General features: G+C 67.0%; 20 protein-coding genes. 10 read left to right on the top strand and 10 right to left on the bottom strand.

Annotated elements, in window-relative coordinates; all coding sequences use genetic code 11:
• Positions 1-58: 58 nt before the first annotated feature.
• Positions 59-826 (bottom strand): AraC family transcriptional regulator, encoded by a 768-nt coding sequence (locus ACQ5BL_RS08875; RefSeq protein ID WP_243809183.1) that lies wholly within the window; start codon positions 824-826, stop codon positions 59-61.
• Between the two features lie 300 nt (positions 827-1,126).
• Here ACQ5BL_RS08875 and hppD point away from each other — a divergent pair, with 300 nt between their 5' ends.
• The 4 genes from hppD to ACQ5BL_RS08855 all read left to right on the top strand — a co-directional run bounded on the left by hppD (position 1,127) and on the right by ACQ5BL_RS08855 (position 4,897).
• Positions 1,127-2,212 (top strand): 4-hydroxyphenylpyruvate dioxygenase, encoded by a 1,086-nt coding sequence (gene hppD, locus ACQ5BL_RS08870; RefSeq protein WP_243809182.1) that lies wholly within the window; start codon positions 1,127-1,129, stop codon positions 2,210-2,212.
• A 48-nt stretch (positions 2,213-2,260) separates the two neighbouring features.
• Positions 2,261-2,902 carry a maleylacetoacetate isomerase gene (gene maiA / locus ACQ5BL_RS08865; RefSeq protein WP_243809181.1) on the top strand — a complete coding sequence of 214 codons (642 nt, stop codon included), beginning with the start codon at positions 2,261-2,263 and terminating at the stop codon, positions 2,900-2,902.
• 100 nt (positions 2,903-3,002) lie between these two features.
• The gene (locus ACQ5BL_RS08860; protein WP_243809180.1) at positions 3,003-4,418 is read left to right on the top strand and encodes an amino acid permease; all 1,416 of its coding nucleotides are present in this window, start codon (positions 3,003-3,005) and stop codon (positions 4,416-4,418) included.
• 101 nt (positions 4,419-4,519) lie between these two features.
• Positions 4,520-4,897 (top strand): MliC family protein, encoded by a 378-nt coding sequence (locus ACQ5BL_RS08855; RefSeq protein ID WP_430293098.1) that lies wholly within the window; start codon positions 4,520-4,522, stop codon positions 4,895-4,897.
• Positions 4,898-5,073: 176 nt separating this feature from the next.
• Here the strand turns inward: ACQ5BL_RS08855 and ACQ5BL_RS08850 are convergent, their stop codons facing one another.
• Positions 5,074-5,994 carry a nucleoside-binding protein gene (locus tag ACQ5BL_RS08850; protein WP_207885294.1) on the bottom strand — a complete coding sequence of 307 codons (921 nt, stop codon included), beginning with the start codon at positions 5,992-5,994 and terminating at the stop codon, positions 5,074-5,076.
• 240 nt (positions 5,995-6,234) lie between these two features.
• Here ACQ5BL_RS08850 and arfB point away from each other — a divergent pair, with 240 nt between their 5' ends.
• Complete coding sequence (arfB, locus tag ACQ5BL_RS08845) at positions 6,235-6,648, top strand: alternative ribosome rescue aminoacyl-tRNA hydrolase ArfB (RefSeq protein ID WP_430293097.1); 414 nt, start codon at positions 6,235-6,237, stop codon at positions 6,646-6,648.
• A 124-nt stretch (positions 6,649-6,772) separates the two neighbouring features.
• On the opposite strand, the gene ACQ5BL_RS08840 is transcribed toward arfB, so the two are convergent.
• Together ACQ5BL_RS08840 and ACQ5BL_RS08835 are read right to left on the bottom strand one after the other, a co-directional pair.
• Complete coding sequence (locus tag ACQ5BL_RS08840; RefSeq protein ID WP_243809178.1) at positions 6,773-7,570, bottom strand: 2-keto-4-pentenoate hydratase; 798 nt, start codon at positions 7,568-7,570, stop codon at positions 6,773-6,775.
• An 11-nt stretch (positions 7,571-7,581) separates the two neighbouring features.
• Complete coding sequence (locus ACQ5BL_RS08835) at positions 7,582-8,475, bottom strand: TauD/TfdA dioxygenase family protein (RefSeq protein WP_243809177.1); 894 nt, start codon at positions 8,473-8,475, stop codon at positions 7,582-7,584.
• A gap of 122 nt (positions 8,476-8,597) precedes the next feature.
• Here ACQ5BL_RS08835 and ACQ5BL_RS08830 point away from each other — a divergent pair, with 122 nt between their 5' ends.
• Entirely contained in the window at positions 8,598-9,632 is a 1,035-nt protein-coding gene (locus ACQ5BL_RS08830) for an AraC family transcriptional regulator (RefSeq protein WP_243809176.1), read from the top strand.
• Positions 9,633-9,902: 270 nt separating this feature from the next.
• On the opposite strand, the gene ACQ5BL_RS08825 is transcribed toward ACQ5BL_RS08830, so the two are convergent.
• From ACQ5BL_RS08825 to ACQ5BL_RS08810, 4 genes are all read right to left on the bottom strand, one after another.
• Positions 9,903-11,099 (bottom strand): amino acid aminotransferase, encoded by a 1,197-nt coding sequence (locus tag ACQ5BL_RS08825; protein WP_430293096.1) that lies wholly within the window; start codon positions 11,097-11,099, stop codon positions 9,903-9,905.
• Complete coding sequence (locus ACQ5BL_RS08820; RefSeq protein ID WP_243809174.1) at positions 11,096-11,452, bottom strand: 4a-hydroxytetrahydrobiopterin dehydratase; 357 nt, start codon at positions 11,450-11,452, stop codon at positions 11,096-11,098. The genes ACQ5BL_RS08825 and ACQ5BL_RS08820 overlap by 4 nt, the downstream gene beginning before the upstream one ends.
• A gap of 111 nt (positions 11,453-11,563) precedes the next feature.
• Positions 11,564-12,352, bottom strand: coding sequence for a phenylalanine 4-monooxygenase (gene phhA, locus ACQ5BL_RS08815; RefSeq protein WP_243809173.1), 789 nt, complete (start codon positions 12,350-12,352; stop codon positions 11,564-11,566).
• On the bottom strand, positions 12,349-12,573 hold the full coding sequence (locus ACQ5BL_RS08810; RefSeq protein WP_430293095.1) for a hypothetical protein: 225 nt from the start codon (positions 12,571-12,573) through the stop codon (positions 12,349-12,351). The genes phhA and ACQ5BL_RS08810 overlap by 4 nt, the downstream gene beginning before the upstream one ends.
• 38 nt (positions 12,574-12,611) lie before the next feature.
• Between ACQ5BL_RS08810 and ACQ5BL_RS08805 the strand changes: the two genes are divergently transcribed.
• Entirely contained in the window at positions 12,612-14,174 is a 1,563-nt protein-coding gene (locus ACQ5BL_RS08805; RefSeq protein ID WP_243809172.1) for a sigma-54-dependent transcriptional regulator, read from the top strand.
• 1,049 nt (positions 14,175-15,223) lie between these two features.
• Here the strand turns inward: ACQ5BL_RS08805 and ACQ5BL_RS08800 are convergent.
• Positions 15,224-15,598: a hypothetical protein gene (locus ACQ5BL_RS08800; protein ID WP_243808852.1), complete on the bottom strand. Its 375-nt coding sequence runs from the start codon at positions 15,596-15,598 to the stop codon at positions 15,224-15,226.
• A gap of 109 nt (positions 15,599-15,707) precedes the next feature.
• On the opposite strand from ACQ5BL_RS08800, the gene ACQ5BL_RS08795 reads away from it, so the two are divergent.
• Together ACQ5BL_RS08795 and ACQ5BL_RS08790 are read left to right on the top strand one after the other, a co-directional pair.
• A complete protein-coding gene (locus ACQ5BL_RS08795) occupies positions 15,708-20,018 on the top strand; it encodes a DEAD/DEAH box helicase (RefSeq protein ID WP_243808851.1) in 4,311 nt (1,436 codons plus the stop codon).
• A 56-nt stretch (positions 20,019-20,074) separates the two neighbouring features.
• The gene (locus tag ACQ5BL_RS08790; protein WP_243808850.1) at positions 20,075-21,595 is read left to right on the top strand and encodes a glycosyltransferase family 39 protein; all 1,521 of its coding nucleotides are present in this window, start codon (positions 20,075-20,077) and stop codon (positions 21,593-21,595) included.
• A 34-nt stretch (positions 21,596-21,629) separates the two neighbouring features.
• On the opposite strand, the gene ACQ5BL_RS08785 is transcribed toward ACQ5BL_RS08790, so the two are convergent.
• Entirely contained in the window at positions 21,630-21,947 is a 318-nt protein-coding gene (locus tag ACQ5BL_RS08785) for an Mpo1-like protein (RefSeq protein WP_207884184.1), read from the bottom strand.
• Positions 21,948-22,083: 136 nt separating this feature from the next.
• On the opposite strand from ACQ5BL_RS08785, the gene ACQ5BL_RS08780 reads away from it, so the two are divergent.
• On the top strand, positions 22,084-23,082 hold the full coding sequence (locus ACQ5BL_RS08780) for an AraC family transcriptional regulator (protein WP_243808849.1): 999 nt from the start codon (positions 22,084-22,086) through the stop codon (positions 23,080-23,082).
• The last annotated feature ends 34 nt before the right edge of the window (positions 23,083-23,116 follow it).

Here is a 23,116-nt window from a genome sequence, read left to right as displayed (position 1 = left end):
GGGCAAGACGGCGGATAACGCATAGGCAGCAGAAACCTGCTGCGATCCTGTGAGGCGATTACCTCCCGCAATACTCCGAAGGCGACACCCCCAGCTCCCTCCGAAACATCTCGCTGAAACTCCCCGGCTGATACCCCAGGGCATGGGCAATCTGCCCCACCGGCAGCCCCTCGCTCAACTGCGCCACCGCGGTTGCCAGCTGCACCTGCCGGCGCCATTGGGCGAAGCCCATTCCCAGGCTGCGCTGGAACAGGCGGGCGAGGGTGCGCACGCTGGCGCCGGCGTCGGCGGCGTGCTGCTCGAAGGGGATTTCCTGGGACGGCTCGGCCATCACCGCCAGGCAGAGATTCAGCAGGCGGCGGTCGGACTCATCCGGCAGCGGCACGCGTAGCAACAGGCTGCGGGCCCGTTGCAGCTCCAGCACGGCCAGCTGCGACAGCGCCTGGTAATAGTCGGTGTCCGGTTCGCGCTCATGCTCGACCAGGTGCACGATCAGCTCGCGCAGCAGGCCGCCGACCTCGAAGGCCTGCACCTGCTCGCCCAGCGAATCGGCGGTGCCGGGCCGCAGGTAGATATTGCGCATCTGCAACTCGCTCACCACCCGGATGCCATGGGGCACCTGCGGTGGCAGCCAGACGGCGCGGTTGGGCGGCACCAGCATGGCTTCCTGCGGCGTCTCCACCCACATCACCCCGGACATCGCATAGAGCACCTGCCCCCAGTCGTGGGAGTGCGGCTCGATGTGCAGGCCGCGCGGGTAGCTGCGAGCCAGGGCGCGGAGGGACGCGGTGGTGGCGTCGAAATCGGGGGGAGCGGCGCGGGCCATGGCGGGATTCGGCGGTGGAGATGCGCCGCATGGTAGCCGCTGGCCGCGCCCGCTGGCGAGCCGGGTTGCACGCGGTGGCACGCTGGCACACCGCATTGTAACGAATTCTTTACGGTGCGGCGGCGCGCCGCAGGGGGCTTTGCCCGGCGTAAGGTTTTCTTGCCGCGCAGCCAGGGCCGGACGGGGTGGCGCGGCGTGGGGGTGGCTTGTCCGAAGGGGCGCGGACGGTTGAGATGAAGGCATTCCAGACGCCTGGACGGCCCGCGCCGTACCAGCCGATAACGACAATGAGGAGGCCGGATGAACGCCGTGTCCAAGATCGAGCAGCACAACCCCATCGGTACCGACGGCTTCGAGTTCGTCGAATTCACCGCCCCCGACGCCCAGGGCATCGAGCAACTGCGCCAGCTGTTCACCGGCATGGGCTTCACCGAGACCGCCAAGCACCGTTCCAAGGAAGTCTTCCTGTTCCAGCAGAACGACATCAACATCGTGCTCAACGGCAGCCCCACCGGTCACGTCCACGAGTTCGCCAAGAAGCACGGCCCGAGCGCCTGCGCCATGGCCTTCCGGGTGAAGAACGCCGCCCAGGCCGCCGCCTACGTCGAGTCCAAGGGTGCCAAGCTGGTGGGCAGCCACGCCAACTTCGGCGAGTTGAACATCCCCTGCGTCGAAGGCATCGGCGGTTCGCTGCTGTATCTCGTCGACCGTTATGGCGACAAGAGCATCTATGACGTCGATTTCGAGTTCATCGAAGGCCGCAGCGCCAACGACAACGCCGTCGGCCTGCTGTCCATCGACCACCTGACCCACAACGTCAAGCGCGGCCAGATGGATGTCTGGTCCGGCTTCTACGAGCGCATCGCCAACTTCCGCGAAATCCGCTACTTCGACATCGAAGGCAAGCTCACCGGCCTGCTGTCCCGCGCGATGACCGCGCCGTGCGGCAAGATCCGCATCCCGATCAACGAGTCGGCCGACGACAAGTCGCAGATCGAGGAATTCATCCGCGAGTACCACGGCGAAGGCATCCAGCACATCGCCCTGGCCACCGACGACATTTACGCTACCGTGCGCCAGCTGCGAGCCAACGGCGTGGACTTCATGGTCACCCCGGACACCTACTACGCGAAGGTCGACACTCGCGTCCCCGGCCACGGCGAGCCGCTGGACCAGCTGCGCGAACTGAACATCCTGATCGACGGCGCGCCGGGCGACGACGGCATCCTGCTGCAGATCTTCACCAACACGGTGATCGGCCCGATCTTCTTCGAAATCATCCAGCGCAAGGGCAACCAGGGCTTCGGCGAGGGTAACTTCAAGGCCCTGTTCGAATCCATCGAGGAAGACCAGATTCGCCGTGGCGTGATCTCCGAGACCAAGTAACCGTCACTCGCGCCGACCGCTTTTCGCGGTCGGCGCCGGAGAGCCGCCATGCTGACCCTCTATTCCTACTGGCGCTCCAGCGCCGCCTACCGGGTGCGCATCGCGCTCGGCCTCAAGGGCCTGGCCTACCGTCAGGTGCCGGTGCACCTGGTCAAGGACGGCGGCCAGCAGCACGCCGCCGACTACCGGTTGCTCAACCCGCAGGAGCTGGTGCCGCTGCTGGTGGACGGTGAAGCGCGAATTCCCCAGTCCCTGGCCATCCTCGAATACCTTGAAGAAACCCATCCGCAACCGAGCCTGCTGCCGCGCGATGCGCTGCAACGCGCCCAGGTCCGCGCGCTGTCCCTGCACATCGCCTGCGACATCCACCCGCTGAACAACCTGCGCGTGCTGCAGTACCTCAGCGGCCCGCTGGGCGTGGCGGACGAGGCGAAGAACGCCTGGATCCGCCATTGGGTCGAGACTGGCCTGCACGCGGTGGAAAAAGGCGTCTCCGGCTGGACCGGCCCGCTGTCCCTCGGCGAGCGGCCCGGCTACTTCGAAGCCTGCCTGATTCCCCAGCTGTACAACGCCCGCCGCTTCGATTGCGACCTCTCCGGTTGCCCGCGCCTGCTCGCCATTGCCGCGCGCTGCGAGTCCCTCGAAGCCTTCCAGCAGGCCGCCCCGGAGGTGCAGCCGGACGCCCAGTAAGTCCTTCCGTTCCACCGCTCTTTAGCCTTGCCTTGCCCGCACCGCCCAGCCACAAGCCGGGCGGCCGATTCACGTCACAGATAAAAACAACAGGTGACGCATGACGCGTGAAACTCAACACGCAGGCCAGCTCCAGCGCGGCCTGAAGAATCGCCATATCCAGCTGATCGCTCTCGGCGGTGCCATCGGTACCGGGCTGTTCCTCGGCTCGGCCGGGGTGCTCAAGTCCGCCGGGCCCTCGATGATCCTCGGTTACGCCATTGCCGGTTTCATCGCCTTCCTGATCATGCGCCAGCTCGGCGAGATGATCGTCGAGGAGCCCGTCGCCGGCTCCTTCAGCCACTTCGCGCACAAGTACTGGGGCGGCTTCGCCGGCTTCCTCTCGGGCTGGAACTGTTGGGTGCTGTACATCCTGGTGGGCATGTCGGAGCTCACCGCCGTGGGCAAGTACATCCACTACTGGTGGCCGGACGTGCCGACATGGGCCACCGCCGCGCTGTTCTTCGTGGTGGTCAACGCCATCAACCTGTTCAACGTGAAGGCCTTCGGCGAGGCGGAGTTCTGGTTCGCCATCATCAAGGTCGCCGCCATCGTCGGCATGATCGTCCTGGGCTGCTACCTGCTGGCCAGCGGCACCGGCGGCGAGCAGGCGGCGGTGAGCAACCTGTGGAGCCACGGCGGGTTCTTCCCCAATGGCATCAGCGGGCTGGTGATGGCCATGGCGATCATCATGTTCTCCTTCGGTGGCCTGGAGATGCTCGGCTTCACCGCCGCCGAGGCCGACCAGCCGAAGACGGTGATCCCCAAGGCGATCAACCAGGTGATCTACCGCATCCTGATCTTCTACATCGGCGCGCTCGCCGTGCTGCTCTCGCTGACCCCCTGGGACAGCCTGCTGCAGACCCTGAATGCCTCCGGCGACGCCTACAGCGGCAGCCCCTTCGTGCAGATATTCTCGATGATCGGCAGCAGCACCGCCGCCCACGTCCTCAACTTCGTGGTGCTCACCGCCGCGCTGTCGGTCTACAACAGCGGCACCTACTGCAACGGCCGCATGCTGGTCGGCCTGGCGGAGCAGGGCGACGCACCGCGCGGCCTGGCCAAGGTGGACGAGCGTGGCGTGCCGGTGCGCTCGCTGCTGGTGTCGGCGGCGGTGACCTTCCTCGCCGTGCTGGTGAACTACCTGGTGCCGGCCCGTGCCCTGGAGCTGCTGATGTCCCTGGTGGTCGCCGCGCTGGTGATCAACTGGGCGATGATCAGCCTGGCGCACCTGAAGTTCCGTGCACGCATGGATGCCGAGGGCAAGCGCACCGTCTTCCGCGCCGTGGCTTATCCGACGGCCAACTGGCTGTGCCTGGGCTTCGTGGTGTTCATCCTCGGCGTCATGCTGCTCACCCCGGGCATCCAGGTGTCGGTCTACGCCATCCCGGTGTGGCTGCTGGTGATGTACGGCTGCTATCGCCTCAAGCGCCATCCGGCGGCGCGTGGCGAGCGCGGCGCGGTACTGGCCGACTGACAAAGTCGCCTGCTCCTACGAAAGGTCGGGCCCTGTGCGATTGACCGCGCGGACCGACCTTTCCTAGAGTGACCGGGCCATTTTTCGTCAGAGGGAAACCCATGAAAAAAGCACGTTGGCTGCTCGCGGCGGCCGTGCCGGTCCTGCTCGTCGCTTGTGGCGGCGAAGAGAAGAAGGCGCCGCAGGTGGATGCGCTGGTCCTGCCGGGCGACGCCAAGCTGGATTCGCGCAGCGTCTCCTACAAGTGCGAGGACGGCCGCAAGTTCGGCGTCCAGTACCTGAACAAGGGTGACAACAGCTTGGCCGTGGTGCCGGTGACCGATGCCTCGACCCTGGTGTTCGCCAATGTCATCTCCGCCTCCGGCGCCAAGTACGCCGCCGGCCAGTACGTGTGGTGGACCAAGGGCCAGGACGCCACCCTCTACAAGGACTGGAAGGGCGGCGAGCCGGCGGATGGCGTGGCCTGCAAGGAGAACTGACCTCTTTTCCCGCCCATGAAAAAGCCCGGCTCATGCCGGGCTTTTTCATGGGCGTGCCTTCGGTGGGATTGTGCCGGGCGGGTTCGCGAGCAAGCTCGCTCCTACGAAAAGCTTGTCCTGCGCGGGCCGCTCCCTGTAGGAGCGAGCTTGCTCGCGAACCGCCGCCACTCCCGACGCTAGAAGGTGAACTCCAGGTTCACTGTCGGCGTCGAGGTACGGGTACCGCGACCGCCGTCCACGCCGAACTTGTTGTGCCAGTACTCGTAGCCCACGCCGACCCAGAAGTTCGGCTGGCGCTTGGTGCCCGGCAGGGTGGCGAACATCAGCGAGGTGCGGACCAGGGTTTCCGGCGCGGTGTCGTTGTCGTTGTAGTCCTCGCCCTTTTCCCCGGTGTAGTTCATGAAGCCCTGGAACTTCGCCCCGTGGTCGCCCAGCTGGAACGGCCGCAACCAGGTCAGGTTGACCATGTAGGTAGCGTCGAAGGTGTGGTCGGGGTGTTTCACGTTGGGGATGCCCGAGTGGTTCTTCTCGCGGTAGTAGAACAGCGAGAGGTCCAGTACGCCGGGGCTGTTGAACTTGAGGGTCGGGCCGAACACCAGGGCGCGCTTCTTCGCCGAGCCACGGTTGTTGTTGCGGCTGGCATCGAAGCCGAAGGTGAAGGCGTAGTCCTTCACCAGCCCCGTGCCCAGCGGCGTGTCGAGTACCCGTGAGGCGAACAGCTGGCTGCGGAACACCCCGTAGACCTCGCTGCTGCCCTCGTTGGTGCCCTTGCGCGGATCGTTGTTGTCGGATTCCAGCACGTCCAGGTGGAAGAAGTTGCTGCCGTAGCGGTAACCGTCCGCGTGGCTGAAGCTGAAGATGTTCTTGCTGATGTAGTTCGGGTTGTTCGGGTTGGTGAAGTCCTTGCCGTAGCGGTACCCGAGGGTATTGCTGGTCCACTCGAAAATACGACCATCATCGGCCTGCGCCACGCCCCAGGGGGCGACGATCAGCGCGGTGCCGAGGGCGAGCCAGCGACCGTTGCTCAGGCGGCGGCTGGAACGCGGTTGGAGGCGGGCGGCTTCAGTGGCCGCTGGCGCCAACACGGTTGGAAACATGCTGCACCTCAATCTTGTTTTTGTTATGGGGCCCGCGTGCCGCAGTTCGCGCTGCGGCCGGTGACAGGAAAGGGTTCTAATGGCGAATTGACGACATTGCAAGAAAAACTTGTACACAACTTCGTATACAAAAGTTGATCCAAAAGTCAGGAAATGGCTCTGCGCAGCGGCCTAGATAGCTTGGGGACAGATGTGCCCCGGCGCGATATGCTGCAGATATTTCCCAGCAGAACCGCCGCCATGTTGCAGATTTCCAACGCCGTGCAGATCCCCGACGCCGAGATCGAGCTGAACGCCATTCGCGCCCAGGGCGCCGGCGGGCAGAACGTCAACAAGGTGTCCAGCGCCGTGCACCTGCGCTTCGACATCCGTGCGTCGTCGCTGCCGGAGTTCTACAAGGAGCGCCTGCTCGCCCTGAGCGACCAGCGGATCACCGATGAGGGCGTGGTGGTGATCAAGGCGCAGCAGTACCGCACCCAGGAACAGAACCGCGAAGATGCGCTGAACCGTTTGGCGGAGCTGATCTGCAGTGCCGGGAAGGTGGAGAAGAAACGCCGCCCGACCAAGCCGACGCTGGGTTCCAAGACGCGTCGACTGGAGGGCAAGAGCAAGCGCGGGGCGATCAAGGCCGGTAGGGGGAAGGTGGATTACTGAGTGCAGGGCCCTGAGTGCTCGCGTAACCGTGGCAACGGATGTTCAGCATCAGCCATGCAGAAATGGCGGGCCGGAGCCCCCTGTAGGAGCGGGCCATGCCCGCTATCGCGCGCATGGCGCGCTTCTACAGGTACGGTGCTCCCCCCTCGAAGCTGCACCCAACCCGCCCCAGCCCTTCGATCTCCAGCTCGAACACATCCCCCGGCGCGACCTGCGACATCGGCGCCAGCGCCCCGCACAGCAGGACGTCGCCCGCTTTCAGCGGCGCCCCCAGGCGCGCCATGCGCCGGGCCAGCCACAGGGCGATGTCGAGCACCGCCGCGATGCTGGTCTGGGTGGGCGGGAACGCGGGGCCGCCGTTGCGCTGTAACTGCACCGCCAGCGCCTTGCCCTCCAGTTTCTCCAGCGCGACCGGCTGGCTGCCGATGAGATAGAGACCCGCGCAGAGATTGTCGGCAATCGAGTCGAGCAGGCCGATCTGCCAGTTGGCCACGGCGGTGTCGTTGATCTCGATGGCCGGGACGGCGCCGTCGAGGCAGGCGCGCAGGGTGGCTGGATCAGGTTCTTCGGCGGGCAGGTCACGGCCCACCAGCAGGGCAATTTCCGCCTCGATGCGCGGCTGCAGCAGACGCTCGCGGGAGATACGCGCGCCGCTCTGGCAGCGCAGTTCGGCAAGCAGTCGGCCATACACGGGCTCGTCGACCTTCAACGCGGCCTGCATCACCGGCGAGATCAACCCGGCCTTGGCGCCTGCCAGGCGTTGCCCTGCGGCCAGTGCGAGGTCAATGCCCAGTGCCTGTACGTGGTAGGCATCGTCCAGCCCGGCCAGGGCGTAGGTGGCCGCCGGGGCGGCGATGGGCGTTCGACTGGCCCGCGCGTCGGCCAGGGCGCGGGCGGCGGCTTGGTGGTTGTCGGTGCTCATGGCGCGTCTCCTCAGCGGCTGGGGATGTCGCCGACTACGGTGGTGCGGTACATCTCGCGGCGCATGCCGTGGTAGTCCGACACCGGGTAGTGCCAGGTGCTGCGGTTGTCCCAGATTGCCAGGGTACCCTGGGTCCAGCGCATGCGGCAGGTGAAGGCGGGCTGGGTGGCGATGCCGAACAGGTAGTCCAGCAGCGGTTGCGACTCGGCGGGGCGCATGCCCTTGATGCCGCTGGTGTAGGCGGGGTTGATGAAGAGGATCTTCTTGCCGGTTTCCGGATGGCGGGTGACCAGCGGGTGGGAGCGCACTTCGCCGTCGTGGCTGCCGTAGCGCACCGCCATGTTTTCCATCAGGTCGTTGTGCTTGGCCTCGGCGCCGTAGGCGCGCTCCGGGCTGTGGATGGCGTCGAGGGTTTCCAGCTGGGCGCGCAGCTTGGGCGACAGCCATTCGTAGGCCAGCGCCAGGTTGGCGTAGAGCGTGTCACCGCCGAACGGCGGGATGTCATGGCCATAGAGCAGGGTGAAGGCCGGCGGACGCTCCTGGAAGGACCAGTCGGTGTGCCAGGCGCCGCCGAACACCACCGGCGTCTTCTCGTTGGCCTCCTTCACCACTCGCACCACGTGGGGATGGTCGTCCATGCCGACCACATAGGGTTCGCGGCCGAATTCGCCGAAGCGCAGGGTCACGGCTTCGAGGCCTTCCACGTCCAGCGACTGGCCACGGATGAACAGCACCTTGTGCGCCAGCAGGGCCTGGCGCAGTTCGGCGTAACCATCCTCGCCCAGCTGCCGCAGATCGACGCCGGTGACGTCCGCGCCGATGGCGCCGGTGGCGGGGACGATGCCGAAGTGGCTGTACTCGGCCGCTCGGTTCTGGCTCGGCAGGGTGTAGAAGAACTCGAACATGGGGAAGCCTCTTGTGGGTGTTATTGGCCACTCAAGGATGGTCAGCATGCGCGCTTTCTTCCATGATGATCAGCGCCAAAAATTGATTTTCTCCGCCAGCAGGTACCGACAGGGAGGCCGCGATGGATTGGCGTCAGGTTCGTGAGATCACCGGGGTGCGTTACCTGCTCGATACCGCACGTGAAGCAGGGTTGGCGCCGGAGGCCTGTTTGGTGGGCAGCGCCATCACGCTGGCGGACCTGCAGGCGCGTGCGGTACGTATCCAGGCCTGGCAGGAGCTGGCGGTGATCCGCAATGTATTGCAGCACATCGGCCGTCCCGGCCTGGGACTGGACGCTGGCCAGCGCTACCACCTGACTTCCCTCGGCCACCTCGGTTTCACCATGCTCGCCAGCCGAACCTTGCAGGAGGCCTTCGAGACGTTCGGTCGCTTCCAGAGCCTGGCGCTGACCCTCTGCCCGGTCAGCAGCGAGCCCGAGGCGCGCGGCGTCTGGCTGGTCTACGACGACACGGTGCTGCCCGAGGACGCCCGGCCCTTCGTGGTGGAGCGTGGCATCGCCGGGTGCCTGCAACTGTCGCGGGAGCTGCTGCAGCGTCCGCTGCACCCGTTGGCTATCGAGCTGAAGAGTGCCGAGCCGACGGACGTGTCGTTGTTCCATGCGCTGTTCGGATTGGTCCCGCGCTTCGCCGCGCGGCGCAACGCGATGCTGTTCGCCAAGGAGGACCTGCTGGCTCCGCTGCCGCAGGCGCACATCAGCGCTCGCGACAGTGGCGAGCAATTGTGCGAGCAGTTATGCGGCGAGCTGGCTCTGACCCTCGCCGCCACGCCTACTGCGCGCCAGGTGCAGCAATTGTTGTTGCGCGAGTCCGCCAGTCTGCTGGGCGGCGGCCAGGTAGCTGGGCGGCTGGGGGTGTCCGAACGCACTTTGCAGCGTCGCCTGGCGGAGGAAGGGCAGAGCCTGCAGGCGCTCAACGACGGCATCAAGCAGCGGCTCGCCGAGCGCCTGCTGCGGGAGTCGCGCATGGACCTGCAGGAGGTCGCCCAGTGTCTGGGCTATGCCGAGGCGGCCAGTTTTTCCCGTGCATTCCGGCGCTGGACGGGGCAGACGCCGGGGCGCTGGAAGCGTCGGGGGGACGCGCTGGTCCAGCCTTCCTGATACGGGCACAGGCGCAACCTTTCTGGGCGGACCCGTAGGATGGCGTGGAGCGAAGCGATACCCATCACGGCGGACAACGCCGCGCGTTATTCGCTCTACGGGGGAGGGGGCGCGCCGGCTGCATTTCGTAGGTGCTCATCCGGCTGCGTGAGTGCAGTGCTGGGCCTTCGCGGACAAGGTCCGCTCCTACCGTCCCGACGCTTGTATCGAAGCGTTCTGCCGGCAAAAAAAGACCGGCCAATGGGCCGGTCGAGGGGGAAGAAAGCGGCTTCAGCGGCAGACGCTGGCGATGGCCAGCGCCAGGTCGCCCAGGCGTTCGGCATCGAGCCCGGCGACGTTGGCGCGGCCACTGCCGACCATGTACACGCTGTGCTCCTCGCGCAGGCGGCGCACCTGCTCCGGCGTCAGGCCGGTGTAGGAGAACATCCCGCGCTGGATGGCGATGTGGGCGAAGCGCTCGGCCAGGCCGTGCGGGCGCAGCGCTTCCACCAGCCCCAGACGCAGGTCGGCGATGCGCGCGCGCATGCCGTCCAGCTCGTCCAGCCAGAGCCCCTTGAGGTCGCTGTCGCCGAGGATGGTGGCGACCACTTCGGCGCCGTGGGCGGGCGGGGTGGACCAGAGGTTGCGCGCCATCAGCGCCAGTTGGCTGCGTACGTCGGTGAGCTTGGCGGCACTGCCGGCGCAGACGATCAGCGCGCCAGTGCGGTCGCGGTAGAGGCCGAAGTTCTTCGAGCAGGAGCTGGTGATCAGCATCTCCGACAGGTTGTCGGCGAACAGCCGTACGGCGCGGGCGTCCTCTTCCAACCCATCGCCCAGGCCCTGGTAGGCGAAGTCCATCAACGGCAGCAGCTCGCGGCGGCGCACCACGTCCAGCACGCGCTGCCAGTCGTTGTAGGCCAGGTCGAAGCCGGTAGGGTTGTGGCAGCAGGCGTGCAGCAGCACCACGTCGCCATGAGGGACGCGCTCCAGGGCGCTGATCATGGCTTCGACGTCGAGGCGGTTGTCGGCGTCCACATAGGGGTAGTGCGACACACGCACGCCGGCGGCGGCGAACAGGCTTTCGTGGATCGGCCAGGTCGGGTCGCTCAGCCAGATGCTCCTGCCGGGCAGGCAGCGGGCGATGAAGTCTGCCGCCAGGCGCAGGGCGCCAGTGCCGCCCGGAGTCTGGGTGGCGTCGGCGCGCTGGGTGGCCAGCAGGCGCGAGTCGGCGCCCAGCACCAGCTCGCACAGGCGGGCGGCGAACAGCGCGTCACCGTGGCCGCCGACATAGCTCTTGGTGGTCTCGGTTTCCACCAGGCGCTGCTCGGCAAGCTTCACCGCGCGGGGGATCGGCGTCAGGCCCTGGGCGTCCTTGTAGACGCCCACGCCAAGGTCGAGCCGCGCCGGGTTCGGGTCGGCCCGGTAGGCGTCGAGCAGGCCGAGGATCGGGTCGCCCGGCACGCGGGTGACCTTGGCGAAATGACTCATTTGCGTCCCTCTGCCTTCGCCGCCAGTTCGTCGGTGCGCGCGGCCATGATGAAGTCGTTGCGGTGCAGGCCCTTGAGCTCGTGGCTCCACCAGGTGACGGTGACCTTACCCCACTGGGTCAGCAGGTCGGGGTGGTGGCCTTCTTTCTCGGCGATGGCGCCGATGGCGTTGGTGAACGCCAGGGCATGGCGGAAGTTCTTGAACAGGAAGACCCGCTCCAGCTCCATGTGGCCGTCGCGGACTTCGATGTTCCAGTCCGGAATCTGCTTGATCAGTACCGCCAGTTCTTCGTCGGACACCTTCGGGGCGTCGGCACGGCAGGCTTCGCAATGGGCTTGGGTGAGTGCGGTCATGGGATTCTCCTCAATAGGGGCCTTGTGGGAGGCGTAGGAGCGGACTCGCGAATCATCTTACGTTCGCGATCGAGTCCGGTCCTAGGCGCAGATAGGGGGAAATGCAGCGGATCAGGCCGCCTGCTTGGGCGGAAACTTCGGCGCGTGCAGGCCCAGGTGCATGGCTTCGCGCACCAGCGCCATGATGTCCTGGTGAGCCAGTTCGAACAGGCGCTTGAGTTCCGGCAGCACGAAGTACAGCGGCTGCAGGATGTCGATGCGGTACGGCGTGCGCATGCATTCCAGCGGATCGAAGGCCTGATGCTCGGGGACATTGGAGAGACTGTAGACGGTCTCCTTCGGCGAGGAGAGGATGCCGCCGCCGTAGATGCGCGTGCCCTGCGGGGTATCGAGCAGGCCGAATTCGATGGTCATCCAGTACAGGCGGGCGAGGAACACGCGCTCTTCCTTGCTGGCGGCCAGGCCGAGCTTGCCGTAGGTGTGGGTGAACTCGGCGAACCAGGGGTTGGTCAGCAACGGGCAGTGGCCGAAGATCTCGTGGAAGATGTCCGGCTCCTGCAGGTAGTCCAGTTCTTCCGGGGTACGGATGAAGGTGGCCACCGGGAACTGCTGGCTGGCCAGCAGTTCGAAGAAGGTCTGGAAGGGAATCAGCGCCGGCACCCGCGCCACGCGCCAGCCGGTGCTGGCTTGGAGCACCTGGTTGATCTCGCCCAGTTGCGGGATGCGGTCATGGGGCAGGCCGAGTTGTTCGATGCCGTCCAGGTATTCCTGACACGCGCGGCCCTCGATCACTTTCAACTGGCGGGTGATCAGGGTGTTCCAGACCTGGTGTTCGGTTTCCGGGTAATGGATGAAACCGTTCTCGTCAGGTTGGCGGGCCACGTACTGCGTTGTCTTCATGGGTCCTCCGGCGGCGAGGCCTTGTTGTTGTGATGACCCAGAAATAGCGCGAGCGATGCCGGCGCACAGCCCCCGGATAGAGCCTCGGCGGCTCGGATAGTCATCAAATCCGTAAAGAAATACTTACGACTTGGCGTAAAAGCATCGGGCCACGGCTTGAAGGTGCGTCCACGTGTCACATATTCTTGACGGAAATTTCCGGCGGCCTTGCGAATATCCACGCCGGAACGCCCATCAGAACCACAATCACGGGCCCGCCATGCGCATCAAAGTGCACTGCCAGAACCGCGTCGGCATCCTGCGCGACATCCTCAACCTGCTGGTCGACTACGGCATCAACGTCAACCGCGGCGAAGTCGGCGGCGAGCAGGGCAACGCCATCTACCTGCTCTGCCCGAACCTCATCAACCTGCAGTTCCAGTCGCTCAAGCCCAAGCTCGAAGCGGTGCCCGGCGTGTTCGGCGTCAAGCGCGTCGGCCTGATGCCCAGTGAGCGCCGCCACCTGGAGCTGAACGCGCTGCTGGCGGCGCTGGATTTCCCGGTGCTGTCCATCGACATGGCCGGGCAGATCGTCGCTGGCAATCGCGCGGCCGCGCAGCTGCTGGGCGTGCGCGTCGACGAGGTGCCGGGCATCCCGCTGTCGCGCTACGTGGAGGACCTCGACCTGCCCGAGCTGGTGCGGGCCAACAAGGCGCGCATCAATGGCCTGCGGGTCAAGGTGAAGGGCGACGTGTTCCTCGCCGACATCGCGCCGCTGCAATCCGAGCATGATGAGAGCGAGGCGCTGGCCGGTGCCGTGCTGACCCTGCACCGCGCCGACCGCGTCGGCGAGCGTATCTACAACGTGCGGCGCCTGGAGTTGCGCGGCTTCGACAGCATCTTCCAGAGCTCGCGGGTGATGGCCGCTGTGGTGCGTGAGGCACGGCGCATGGCGCCGCTGGACGCACCGCTGTTGATCGAAGGCGAGACCGGCACCGGCAAGGAATTGCTGGCCCGCGCCTGCCACCTGGCCAGCCCGCGCGGGCAGTCGCCGTTCATGGCGCTGAACTGCGCCGGCCTGCCCGAGTCCATGGCCGAGACCGAGCTGTTCGGCTACGGCCCCGGCGCCTTCGAAGGCGCTCGCCCGGAAGGCAAGCTCGGCCTGCTGGAGCTGACCGCTGGCGGCACCCTGTTCCTCGATGGCGTGGGCGAGATGAGCCCGCGTTTGCAGGCCAAGCTGCTGCGCTTCCTGCAGGACGGCTGCTTCCGCCGGGTGGGCAGCGACGAGGAGGTGTACCTCGACGTGCGGGTGATCTGCGCCACCCAGGTCGACCTGTCCGAACTCTGCACCAAGGGCGAGTTCCGCCAGGACCTCTACCACCGTCTCAACGTGCTGTCGCTGCACATTCCGCCGCTGCGCGAATGCCTCGACGGCCTGGAGCCGCTGGTGGAGCATTTCCTCGACCAGGCCAGCCGGCAGATCGGCTGCGGCCTGCCCAAGCTGGCGTCGCAAGCGCTGGACCGCCTCGGCCGCTACCACTGGCCGGGCAACGTGCGGCAACTGGAGAACGTGCTGTTCCAGGCGGTTTCGTTGTGCGAGGGCGGCACCATCAAGCCTGAGCACATCCGCTTGCCGGATTATGGCGCGCCGCATCCGTTGGGGGACTTCTCCCTGGAAGGCGGGCTGGATGTCATCGTCGGGCGTTTCGAGAGGGCGGTGCTGGAGCGGCTTTATCGCGAGCACCCGAGCAGCCGGCAGTTGGGCAAGCGGTTGGGGGTGTCGCATACGACCATTGCCAACAAGTTGCGGCAGCATGGGTTGGGGCAGAGTGACGAGTCGTAGGGCGTATAACGCCTAAGGCGTTATCCGCCGTTTTGTTCGGTGTTCCTGCGCCGCTTCGGAGTGTGCTGGGGCTTTTTGTTTCGCCCCCTCGGGCGAGTTACTTTCTCAAACGACAGAAAGTAACCAAAGGTCTTTGCCCCATCATCCGGGTCCCGCTTCGCGGGACTTCCCTCGCTCCATCGAAGTTTCAGGGGCACGCGTCGACGGGCCATCCCTGGCCCGACGACGCTCTCGCGACATCCATGTCGCTCAACCCCTGAAACTCCGATTCCACTCGGCCTCCTGAAGGGGCGTTCGGAGTGCGCAGATATTTCTCTGGAAGCCGCTTTTCGCAGGAGCGGACCCTGTCCGCGAAATCCATCGCGGCGAAATCCACGCTGACAGGGAAACGCCTGGATATGCCGCCGATCTGTAGGACCGAGGGGGACGCCCAGTCCTTGCTCGCGACCCTTGGCTGATCGCGGACGGAGTCCGCTCCTACGTAGGCGGGATACGTGGGTATTGCCCTGTTGGAACGGATTCATCCGCGATGGATTTCGCGGATGAGATCCGCCTACGAGGGCTGCATGTATCCGTAGGAGCGGACTCCGTCCGCGATGCTTGTGTAGGGCGAATAACGCGCAGCGTTATCCGCCGTGATGGGTATCGCTTCGCTCCACGCCATCCTACGAAGAGCAATCCAGCATGAAGCAGCCAAAGTTGCAGGCGCGCGCAGAGTCCCGTCAGGAGGCCGAGTGGAGGTATTGCGCAGAGGGGCGAGCGGCATGGATGCCGCGAGAGGCGTAAAGGGCCAGGGACGGCCCTTGTACGCCGACCCTCGGAGCGATACCGGAAGCCGGGGCCGGATGTCAGGACGGGCCCTTTTGGTTCCTTTTGGGGCCCAAAAGGGACTCGCCCGAGGGGGCGAAACAAGAAACCCCAGCGCACGCCGAAGCGGCGCAGAAACACCCAAAGCCAAAACGGCGGATAACGCCATAGGCGTTATTCGCCCTACGAAGAGCAAGAGCATCGCGGACGGAGTCCGCTCCTACAGAGCAGGCAGGCGCGACTCACCAGGTCTTCGGCCGATACCCTTTCACGCAGGCGCGCACGTCGTCGTCGATCACATTGCCAGGCTTGATGCACTGGGCCAGTGTGCGCGGGCTGTCGGTGTAGCGCGACGGCGCGGGGGCGGCGGTCTCAGGTGCGCTGGCCAGCCCCAGGCGGCTTTGCAGCAGCACCCAGCGCTCCTGCAGCCAGTGCTGGCTGGCGGGATCGCGCCAGAGCGCCGTGCCGGCGGCGATGAGCAGCAGCGGGATGAGCAGCCAGAGCAGCGGCTTGATCCACAGACGCCAGCTGCGCCGCGATTGCGCCTCCTGCTCGGCCTGCTTCTGGTTCTGTTGCTTGACCTGCTGCCAGTACCAGTCGCGGTCTTTTTCGCTCATGTCGGTGTGTCCGGATGCCGTTCTGCGCAGCGTAGCGGGAAGCGCGACGGCCGGCGAGCCACGATCGGCGGTCCTTGTGACGGGCATCGCGCGCCACCATAGTGAGGCCATGACTTCCACCTCGCTCTCTCCCCGCAACCGGGACGTGCTGGCCGCCTTCCACCCGGCGGTGGCCGCCTGGTTCCGCGCCCACTTTCCCGCGCCGACCCAGGCGCAGGCCCTGGCGTGGCCTGCGATCCAGGCCGGCGAATCGACCCTGGTAGCCGCGCCCACCGGTTCGGGCAAGACGCTCACCGCCTTCCTCGCCGCCATCGACGCGCTGGTGCACGAGGGGCTGGCCAACGGCGGCGAGCTGCCGGACCGCACCACGGTGGTCTACGTCTCGCCGCTCAAGGCACTGTCCAACGATATTCGCATCAACCTGGAAGAGCCGCTGGCCGGCATTCGCGCCGCACTGGGCGAGCAGGGCCTGCCGGAGGTGGACATCCGTACCGCCGTGCGTACCGGCGACACTACCTCCAGCGAACGCGAGGCGATGCGCCGACAGGTGCCGCACATCCTGGTGACCACCCCGGAATCCCTCTACGTGCTGCTCGGCTCCGACTCCGGCCGCGCCATGCTTGCCGGGGCGCGCAGCGTGATCGTCGACGAAATCCACGCCCTGGCGGCGAGCAAGCGCGGCAGTCACCTGGCGCTGTCGCTGGAGCGCCTGCAGGCGCTGTGCGAAGCGCCGCTGGTGCGCATCGGCCTGTCTGCCACGCAGAAGCCCATCAAGGCGGTGGCGGCGTTCCTGGTCGGCCGCCATCAGGCCTGCCGCATCATCGACATCGGCTACAGCCGCCAGCGCGACCTGAACCTGGAAGTACCGCCGGCGCCGCTGGAAGCAGTGATGTCCCACGACGTCTGGGACAAGGTCTACGACCGCCTCGCCGAACTGGCCGAGGAGCACCGTACCACCCTGGTTTTCGTCAATACGCGACGGCAGGCCGAGCGGGTCACCCGGCACCTGGGCGAGCGCATCGGTGCCGGCTGGGTGGCGGCGCACCACGGCAGCCTGTCCAAGGAATTGCGCCTGGGCGCCGAACGGCGGCTTAAGGCAGGACAACTGAAGGTGCTGGTGGCCACTGCGTCGCTGGAGCTGGGCATCGATATCGGTGACGTGGAGCTTGTCTGCCAGCTCGGCTCGCCGCGTTCCATCGCCGCCTTCCTGCAACGCGTCGGACGCTCCGGGCACAGTGTCGGCGGGACGCCCAAGGGGCGGCTGTTCCCGGCCTCGCGGGACGATCTGATCGAATGCGTGGCACTGCTCGACAGCGTGCGCCGCGACGAGCTGGACGCCCTGACGATTCCGCGCGCGCCGCTGGATGTGCTCGCCCAGCAGATCGTCGCCGAAGTGGCCTGCCGGGAGTGGGACGAGGACGCACTGTTCGAGCTGTTCACCGCTGCCCAGCCCTACGCGGAACTGACCCGCGAACACTTCGACGCCGTGCTGCGCACCCTGACCGAGGGCTACACCAGCCGTATCGGTCAGCGCGGCGCCTACCTGCACCGCGACGTTGTGCACCAGCGCCTGCGTGGGCGGCGCGGAGCCAAGCTGACGGCGGTGACCTCCGGCGGCACCATTCCCGATACCGGCGACTACGCCGTTCTGCTGGAACCTCAGGGCCTGACCGTGGGCACGGTGAACGAGGATTTCGCCGTGGAAAGCCTGGCCGGCGACGTGTTCCAGCTGGGCAATATTTCCTACCGCATCCTGCGTATCGAGCCGGGGCGGGTACGGGTCGAGGATGCCCAGGGCCAGCCGCCGAACATTCCCTTCTGGCTCGGCGAAGCGCCGGGGCGCAGCGATGAGCTGTCATTCAGCGTTGCGCGCCTGCGTGCCCGGCTGGATGAGTTGCTGGCCCAGGGCGAGGGCGATGCCGAACCTCTTGCGCGGGCCATTGGCTGGTTGCAGGACGAACTGAAGCTGGGCGAGGGCGCGGCGCGCCAACTGGTGGAATACCTGGCCCGCGCCCGTCATGCGCTGGGTGCGTTGCCGACGCAGAAGACGCTGATCCTCGAACGCTTCTTCGACGAATCCGGCGGCATGCAACTGGTCATCCATTCGCCCTACGGCAGCCGTCTCAATCGCGCCTGGGGCCTGGCGCTGCGCAAGCGCTTCTGCCGCACCTTCAACTTCGAGCTGCAGGCCGCCGCCACCGAAAACGCCATCATCCTCTCGCTGTCCACCAGCCACAGCTTCCCGCTGGAGGAGGTGTGGCGCTACTTGCATGCCAACAGCGCCGAACAGGTGCTGATCCAGGCGCTGCTCGATGCGCCGCTGTTCGGCGTGCGCTGGCGCTGGAACGCCACCACCGCGCTGGCGCTGCCGCGCTACGCCGGTGGACGCAAGGTTGCTCCGCAATTGCAGCGCATGCGCAGCGAAGACCTGTTGGCCTCGGTGTTCCCCGACCAGGTGGCGTGCCTGGAGAACATCGTCGGCGAGCGCGAGATTCCCGATCACCCGCTGGTTGCGCAGACCCTCGACGACTGCCTGCACGAGGCCATGGACAGCGAAGGCTGGCTGGCGCTGCTGCGGCGCATGGAGCGCGGCGAGGTGACCTTGCTGGCGCGCGACCTGCCGGCCCCTTCACCGCTGGCGGCGGAAGTGCTGACGGCCAGCCCCTACGCCTTCCTTGATGACGCACCGCTGGAAGAGCGCCGCACCCAGGCCGTGCAGAGTCGGCGCTGGACTGACCCGGAAAGCGCCGACGACCTGGGCGCGCTGGACGCCGAGGCCATTGCCGCAGTGCGCGACGAAGCCTGGCCGGAGGCGCGCGATGCCGACGAGATGCACGAGGCCCTGACCGGCTTGGGCGGTATCCGCGACAGCGAGGCGCAGGCCAACGACGGCTGGCCCTTCCTGCTCAAGTCACTGGCCAAGGCGGGCAGGGCGACACGTCTGTCATTGCCGGTTGGTGAAGTTTGGGTGGCGGCGGAACGACTCAGCCAGTGGCAGGCGTTGCACCCGCAGGTGGCGATGACGCCGGTTCTTGAACTGCCGCCCGCGTTGCGCGAAGTCTGTGCGGCGAATGAGGCGCAAGTCGAACTGGTCCGTGCACGGCTCACCGGCTTCGGCCCTCGTCTGCAACGCGAGCTGGCCGAGGACCTGGGCATCTCCGCCGGCGATACCGGCTTCGCCCTGGCCAGCCTGGAGCGCGAGGGCTATGTGCTGCGCGGCCGCTTCACGCCGGGCGCGAGCGAGGAGGAGTGGTGCGAACGCCATCTGCTGGCGCGCATCCATCGTTATACGGTCAAGCGCCTGCGCCGGGAGATCGAGCCGGTGCAGCGCGCCGATTTCATGCGTTTCCTGTTCGACTGGCAGCGCGTGTCCAGCGGCTCGCGGGTGCGTGGCGCGGAATCCCTGGCCGGCGTGCTCAGCCAGCTGGAAGGTTTCCAGGCCGCCGCCGGCGCCTGGGAGAGCGACATTCTGCCGGCGCGGGTGGCCGACTACGGGATCAACTGGCTGGACGACCTGTGCCGCGCCGGCCGGCTGGTCTGGGCGCGGTTGCCCAGCCGCAATTCTGCGCGCGGACGGGGCGGACCGTTGAAGAGCACGCCGATCGTCCTGCTGCCGCGCGCGCAGATGGCGCTGTGGAGCTCGCTCAGCGTGGCGCAGCCGGAGGCCGAACTGTCCGCCAAGGCCAGCAAGGTGCTGGAAGTGCTCAAGGAACACGGCGCGTCCTTCTTCGACGAACTGGCCAGCGACAGCCACCTGCTGCGTACCGAGCTGGAAACGGTGCTGGGCGAACTGGTGGCCGCGGGACGGGTGAATGCCGACAGCTTCGCCGGCCTGCGCGCACTGCTGATGCCGGCGGCGCGACGTCATCCGCAACGGCGCTCGCGCACACCGCTGTTCGGCATGGTCGATGCCGGGCGTTGGGCGCTGTTGCGCCGCTCCAGGCTGGAGCCGGGCACACGACTACCGGCGGAAACCCTGGAACACGTCGCCATGACCCTGCTGCGCCGCTACGGCGTGGTCTGCTGGCGGCTGCTCGACCGCGAGGCCGACTGGCTGCCGCCCTGGCGCGACCTGCTGCGGGTCTATCACCGCCTGGAAGCGCGCGGGGAAATCCGTGGCGGGCGCTTCGTCGCCGGGCTCACCGGCGAGCAGTTCGCCCTGCCCGAGGCGGTCGGACTGCTGCGCGAGGTGCGTCGCCGCGAGTCGGGCGGGGAGTGGGTGGTGGTCTCGGCGGTCGACCCGCTGAACCTGTCCGGCACCCTGCTGCCGGGGCGCAAGGTGCCGGCGCTGGCGGGCAACCGGGTGCTCTACCGCGAGGGTGTGCCGGTGGGCGCGCTGATTTCCGGCGATGTGGAGTGGCTGGCGGAACTGGCGCCGGAGGACCAGGCACGGGCGCGGGAGTTGCTGATCCGTCGGTAACCGGGCCTCGGCTGGCTTACACTCAGCGACACGAACCTCTTCTGCATGAGACTGCGATGTCGTCCCGCGAGCCGCCGAATCTGTCCGCCTTGCTGCGCCAATGGTGGTTTCTGCCACTGGTGCTGCTCGCCACTGTCCTGCGTCTGCACGAACTGACCGAATCGGCGATCTGGGGCGATGAAAGCTCCAGCCTGCTCCTGGCCCTCTATTCGCCGCTGGAGCTCCTGCGTCATGCCGCCCATGACGTGCACCCGCCGCTGTATTTCTTCCTCCTGCACCTGTGGGTACAGGTGCTGGGCGAAGGCGTGCTGGCGTTGCGCCTGTTCAGTGCGCTGTTCGGCTCGCTGGCGGTGTTCCTCGGCGGCTGGCTGGCCTGGCGGCTTGCCAGTCAGCGCGTGGCCTTCCTCGCCACCTTGCTGCTGGCGCTGCTGCCCACGGCGGTGCGCTACAGCCAGGAAGTGCGCATGTATTCGCTGCTGGGCTGCTGGTTGCTGGCGGCGACGCTGGCGCTGCTCTACTGGCTGGACACGGGGCGGCGACGCCATCTGGTGGCCTATGCGCTGCTGATGACGGCGGCGTTCTATACCCATTACTTCAGCGTGTTCGGCCTGCTGGTGCACTGGCTCTGGCTGGCGTCGCTGCCCGACAGCCCGTTGCGGCGGCGCGACTGGTGGCTGGCCAACCTGGCCGTGGCCGTGCTGTTCCTGCCCTGGCTGCCGGGGATGCTCGACCTGGCGCGGCACATGGCCGACCTGGTGGCGGGCGGCGATGTGGGCTGGGAGCCGCCCGTGGATGCCCTGTCGGTGCCCTCGATGCTCTGGCAGTGGCTGGCGCAGTCGGACGGCAACGAACTGCCCTGGCCCTTGCTGCTGGGCGTGCCGGTGCTGCTGGTGGCGGTGATGCTGCTGGTGCTGCGCCGGGACCGCAGCCGCCTGCGCGTCGGGGTGCTGGCGGCGCTCTATTGCGGCGTGCCGCTGCTGATGTTGTATGGCGTGTCGTTCGTCTCGTCGGTGTTCGTCGAGCGCTACCTGACCGCCTTTGCCCTCGGCCTGCCGTTGCTCCTGGCGTTGGGGCTGGACCGCCTGCTGGCATCGCGCCGGGCAATGGGCGTCGCACTCCTGGTGACCCTGGTGGGCCTCGAGTGCTCGGGACTCGGGCGCCTCTACGAGGCCGATCCGGACGAGCAGTTCGACGGCATGGCCGCCTACGTCAACCAGCACTATCGCGCCGGCGACCGCATCGTGGTGGACGACATCCTCTGGTACCTGGCCTTCCGTTACTACAACCACACCGGCAGCGCGCCGCTGCTGTACACCGCGCCGGCGGAGGATGGCTCTTCCGGGCGGCCGACGCTCTATGGCTTCGGCTCGCTGATCGATGACCGGCGGCATTCCTTCGTCGACCGCCTGGCCGACCTGCCGCAGGACGAGGGACGGGTCTGGCTGGTGATGAGCCGTTACAACGACAACGAGATTCCCGACGTGCCGCCCCACTGGCGGCGGGTGGCGCAGCATGCCGGGGGGGAAGTGCAGGCGATGCTGTTCGAGCGCGCGGGGCAGCGCAACGCCGCGCGCTGAGGGCTTTTTTCAAGCGCAGCGCTGAGGGCTCGGTTCAAAAGCGGATGCGCCCGGTGAAGGCGTCCTTGAGCATCACCCAGTCGCCCATGAAGGACCACAGCGGGTACTTGAAGGTGGCCGGGCGGTTCTTCTCGAACACGAAATGCCCGACCCAGGCGAAGCCGTAACCGGCCAGCGGCAAGGCCAGCAGCCACAACCATTGCCCGCTGACGATGGCGTAGCCGAGCAGGGACAGCACCAGCAGGCTGCCCACGTAGTGCAGGCGGCGGCAGGTCGGGTTGCTGTGCTCCTGCAGGTAGTAGGGATAGAACTCGGCGAAGCTCTGGAATCGATCGGCGGTCCGGGTGCTCATGGCGCACCTCCTGTTGTCGTGGTGGCCCAGTGTAGGCGCGGGCCCGTGGACTTGCGGATGACATGGGGGGCCAGTTTAGTATCCCGCTACGCCGCGCCGCTGGCGCGAGTCATTCGCATAACTAGAAGAATCGAGCATGCCTGAGCGTACAACCCTGTCGAGCTGGGTGCGGGGGATCGTCCGGTCGTTGGAACTGGAAGGTCTGGACAGCAGGGCGTTGTTCGCCGAACTGGGGCTGGACTACACCGCTCTCGACGACCCCGACGCGCGCTTTCCGCAGGACGCCATGAGCCGCCTGTGGAACCGCGCGGTGGAGCTGTCCGGCAACCCGGCCATCGGCCTGAACATCGCCCGCGTGCACACCCCGGCGTTCCCGGTGGTGGGCTATGCGCTGATGTCCAGCCGCAACCTCGGCGAGGGTTTCGAGCGCCTGGAGCGCTACCAGCGGATCATCGCCGAGGGCGCCGACCTGACCTTCCGCCGCCTGCCCGAAGGCTGCCTGTACCGCATCGTGGTGCACGGCGACCGCCTGCCGGTGCCCCGCCAGAGCGCCGAGTGCTCGCTGGCCAGCCTGATCAGCATGTTGCGCTGGATCACCGGGCGGCCGATCAAACCCCTGGAAGTCCACCTGGCCGGCGAGCCGCCGCAGGATGCCGCGCCTTATCGCGAGCTGTTCCAGGCGCCGCTGATGTTCGGCCATACGCACTGCGCCATGCTGTTCTCCCACGAAGACATGGCTGCGCCGTTGCCGACCGCGAACGAGGAATTGGCGCGCCTGCATGACCGCTTTGCCGGGGAATACCTGGCGCGCTTCGTCAGCAGCCGATTCAGCCACCAGACCCGCCAGGTGCTGTGCCGCCTGCTGCCCCAGGGCGAGCCCCGGCGCGAGAGCGTGGCGCAGGCGCTGCACCTGTCCGAGCGCACCTTGCAGCGGCGTCTGCAGGAGGAGGGCACCAGCTACCAGCAACTGCTCGACGACACCCGCCGCGAGCTGGCCCAGCAGTATCTGGCGACGCCGCGCATGACGCTGCTGGAGATCGCCTATCTGCTGGGGTTCTCCGAGCCGAGCAACTTCTTCCGGGCATTCCGCCGCTGGTTCGGGATGACGCCGGGGGAGTATCGGGAAGGGTTGTGATTAACGCAGCGCCTGTCGGCGCTGATCGCGGGCA

This window comes from Pseudomonas sp. B1-22 (genome assembly GCF_050474425.1).
GTDB lineage: Bacteria > Pseudomonadota > Gammaproteobacteria > Pseudomonadales > Pseudomonadaceae > Pseudomonas.
Note: the sequence above shows the minus strand (reverse complement) of the source record. Positions and strands in the feature narration are given on the sequence as shown.

What these genes read in the sequence shown, in the direction of transcription:
- ACQ5BL_RS08785 (WP_207884184.1), bottom strand. Translation starts at nt 21,947, where the DNA reads ATGAGCACCCGGACCGCCGATCGATTCCAGAGCTTCGCCGAGTTCTAT.
- ACQ5BL_RS08860 (WP_243809180.1), top strand. Translation starts at nt 3,003, where the DNA reads ATGACGCGTGAAACTCAACACGCAGGCCAGCTCCAGCGCGGCCTGAAG.
- ACQ5BL_RS08830 (WP_243809176.1), top strand. Translation starts at nt 8,598, where the DNA reads ATGGATTGGCGTCAGGTTCGTGAGATCACCGGGGTGCGTTACCTGCTC.
- ACQ5BL_RS08875 (WP_243809183.1), bottom strand. Translation starts at nt 826, where the DNA reads ATGGCCCGCGCCGCTCCCCCCGATTTCGACGCCACCACCGCGTCCCTC.
- ACQ5BL_RS08825 (WP_430293096.1), bottom strand. Translation starts at nt 11,099, where the DNA reads ATGAGTCATTTCGCCAAGGTCACCCGCGTGCCGGGCGACCCGATCCTC.
- ACQ5BL_RS08780 (WP_243808849.1), top strand. Translation starts at nt 22,084, where the DNA reads ATGCCTGAGCGTACAACCCTGTCGAGCTGGGTGCGGGGGATCGTCCGG.
- ACQ5BL_RS08840 (WP_243809178.1), bottom strand. Translation starts at nt 7,570, where the DNA reads ATGAGCACCGACAACCACCAAGCCGCCGCCCGCGCCCTGGCCGACGCG.
- hppD (WP_243809182.1), top strand. Translation starts at nt 1,127, where the DNA reads ATGAACGCCGTGTCCAAGATCGAGCAGCACAACCCCATCGGTACCGAC.
- ACQ5BL_RS08855 (WP_430293098.1), top strand. Translation starts at nt 4,520, where the DNA reads ATGAAAAAAGCACGTTGGCTGCTCGCGGCGGCCGTGCCGGTCCTGCTC.
- maiA (WP_243809181.1), top strand. Translation starts at nt 2,261, where the DNA reads ATGCTGACCCTCTATTCCTACTGGCGCTCCAGCGCCGCCTACCGGGTG.
- arfB (WP_430293097.1), top strand. Translation starts at nt 6,235, where the DNA reads ATGTTGCAGATTTCCAACGCCGTGCAGATCCCCGACGCCGAGATCGAG.
- ACQ5BL_RS08790 (WP_243808850.1), top strand. Translation starts at nt 20,075, where the DNA reads ATGTCGTCCCGCGAGCCGCCGAATCTGTCCGCCTTGCTGCGCCAATGG.
- phhA (WP_243809173.1), bottom strand. Translation starts at nt 12,352, where the DNA reads ATGAAGACAACGCAGTACGTGGCCCGCCAACCTGACGAGAACGGTTTC.
- ACQ5BL_RS08800 (WP_243808852.1), bottom strand. Translation starts at nt 15,598, where the DNA reads ATGAGCGAAAAAGACCGCGACTGGTACTGGCAGCAGGTCAAGCAACAG.
- ACQ5BL_RS08835 (WP_243809177.1), bottom strand. Translation starts at nt 8,475, where the DNA reads ATGTTCGAGTTCTTCTACACCCTGCCGAGCCAGAACCGAGCGGCCGAG.
- ACQ5BL_RS08850 (WP_207885294.1), bottom strand. Translation starts at nt 5,994, where the DNA reads ATGTTTCCAACCGTGTTGGCGCCAGCGGCCACTGAAGCCGCCCGCCTC.
- ACQ5BL_RS08795 (WP_243808851.1), top strand. Translation starts at nt 15,708, where the DNA reads ATGACTTCCACCTCGCTCTCTCCCCGCAACCGGGACGTGCTGGCCGCC.
- ACQ5BL_RS08820 (WP_243809174.1), bottom strand. Translation starts at nt 11,452, where the DNA reads ATGACCGCACTCACCCAAGCCCATTGCGAAGCCTGCCGTGCCGACGCC.
- ACQ5BL_RS08805 (WP_243809172.1), top strand. Translation starts at nt 12,612, where the DNA reads ATGCGCATCAAAGTGCACTGCCAGAACCGCGTCGGCATCCTGCGCGAC.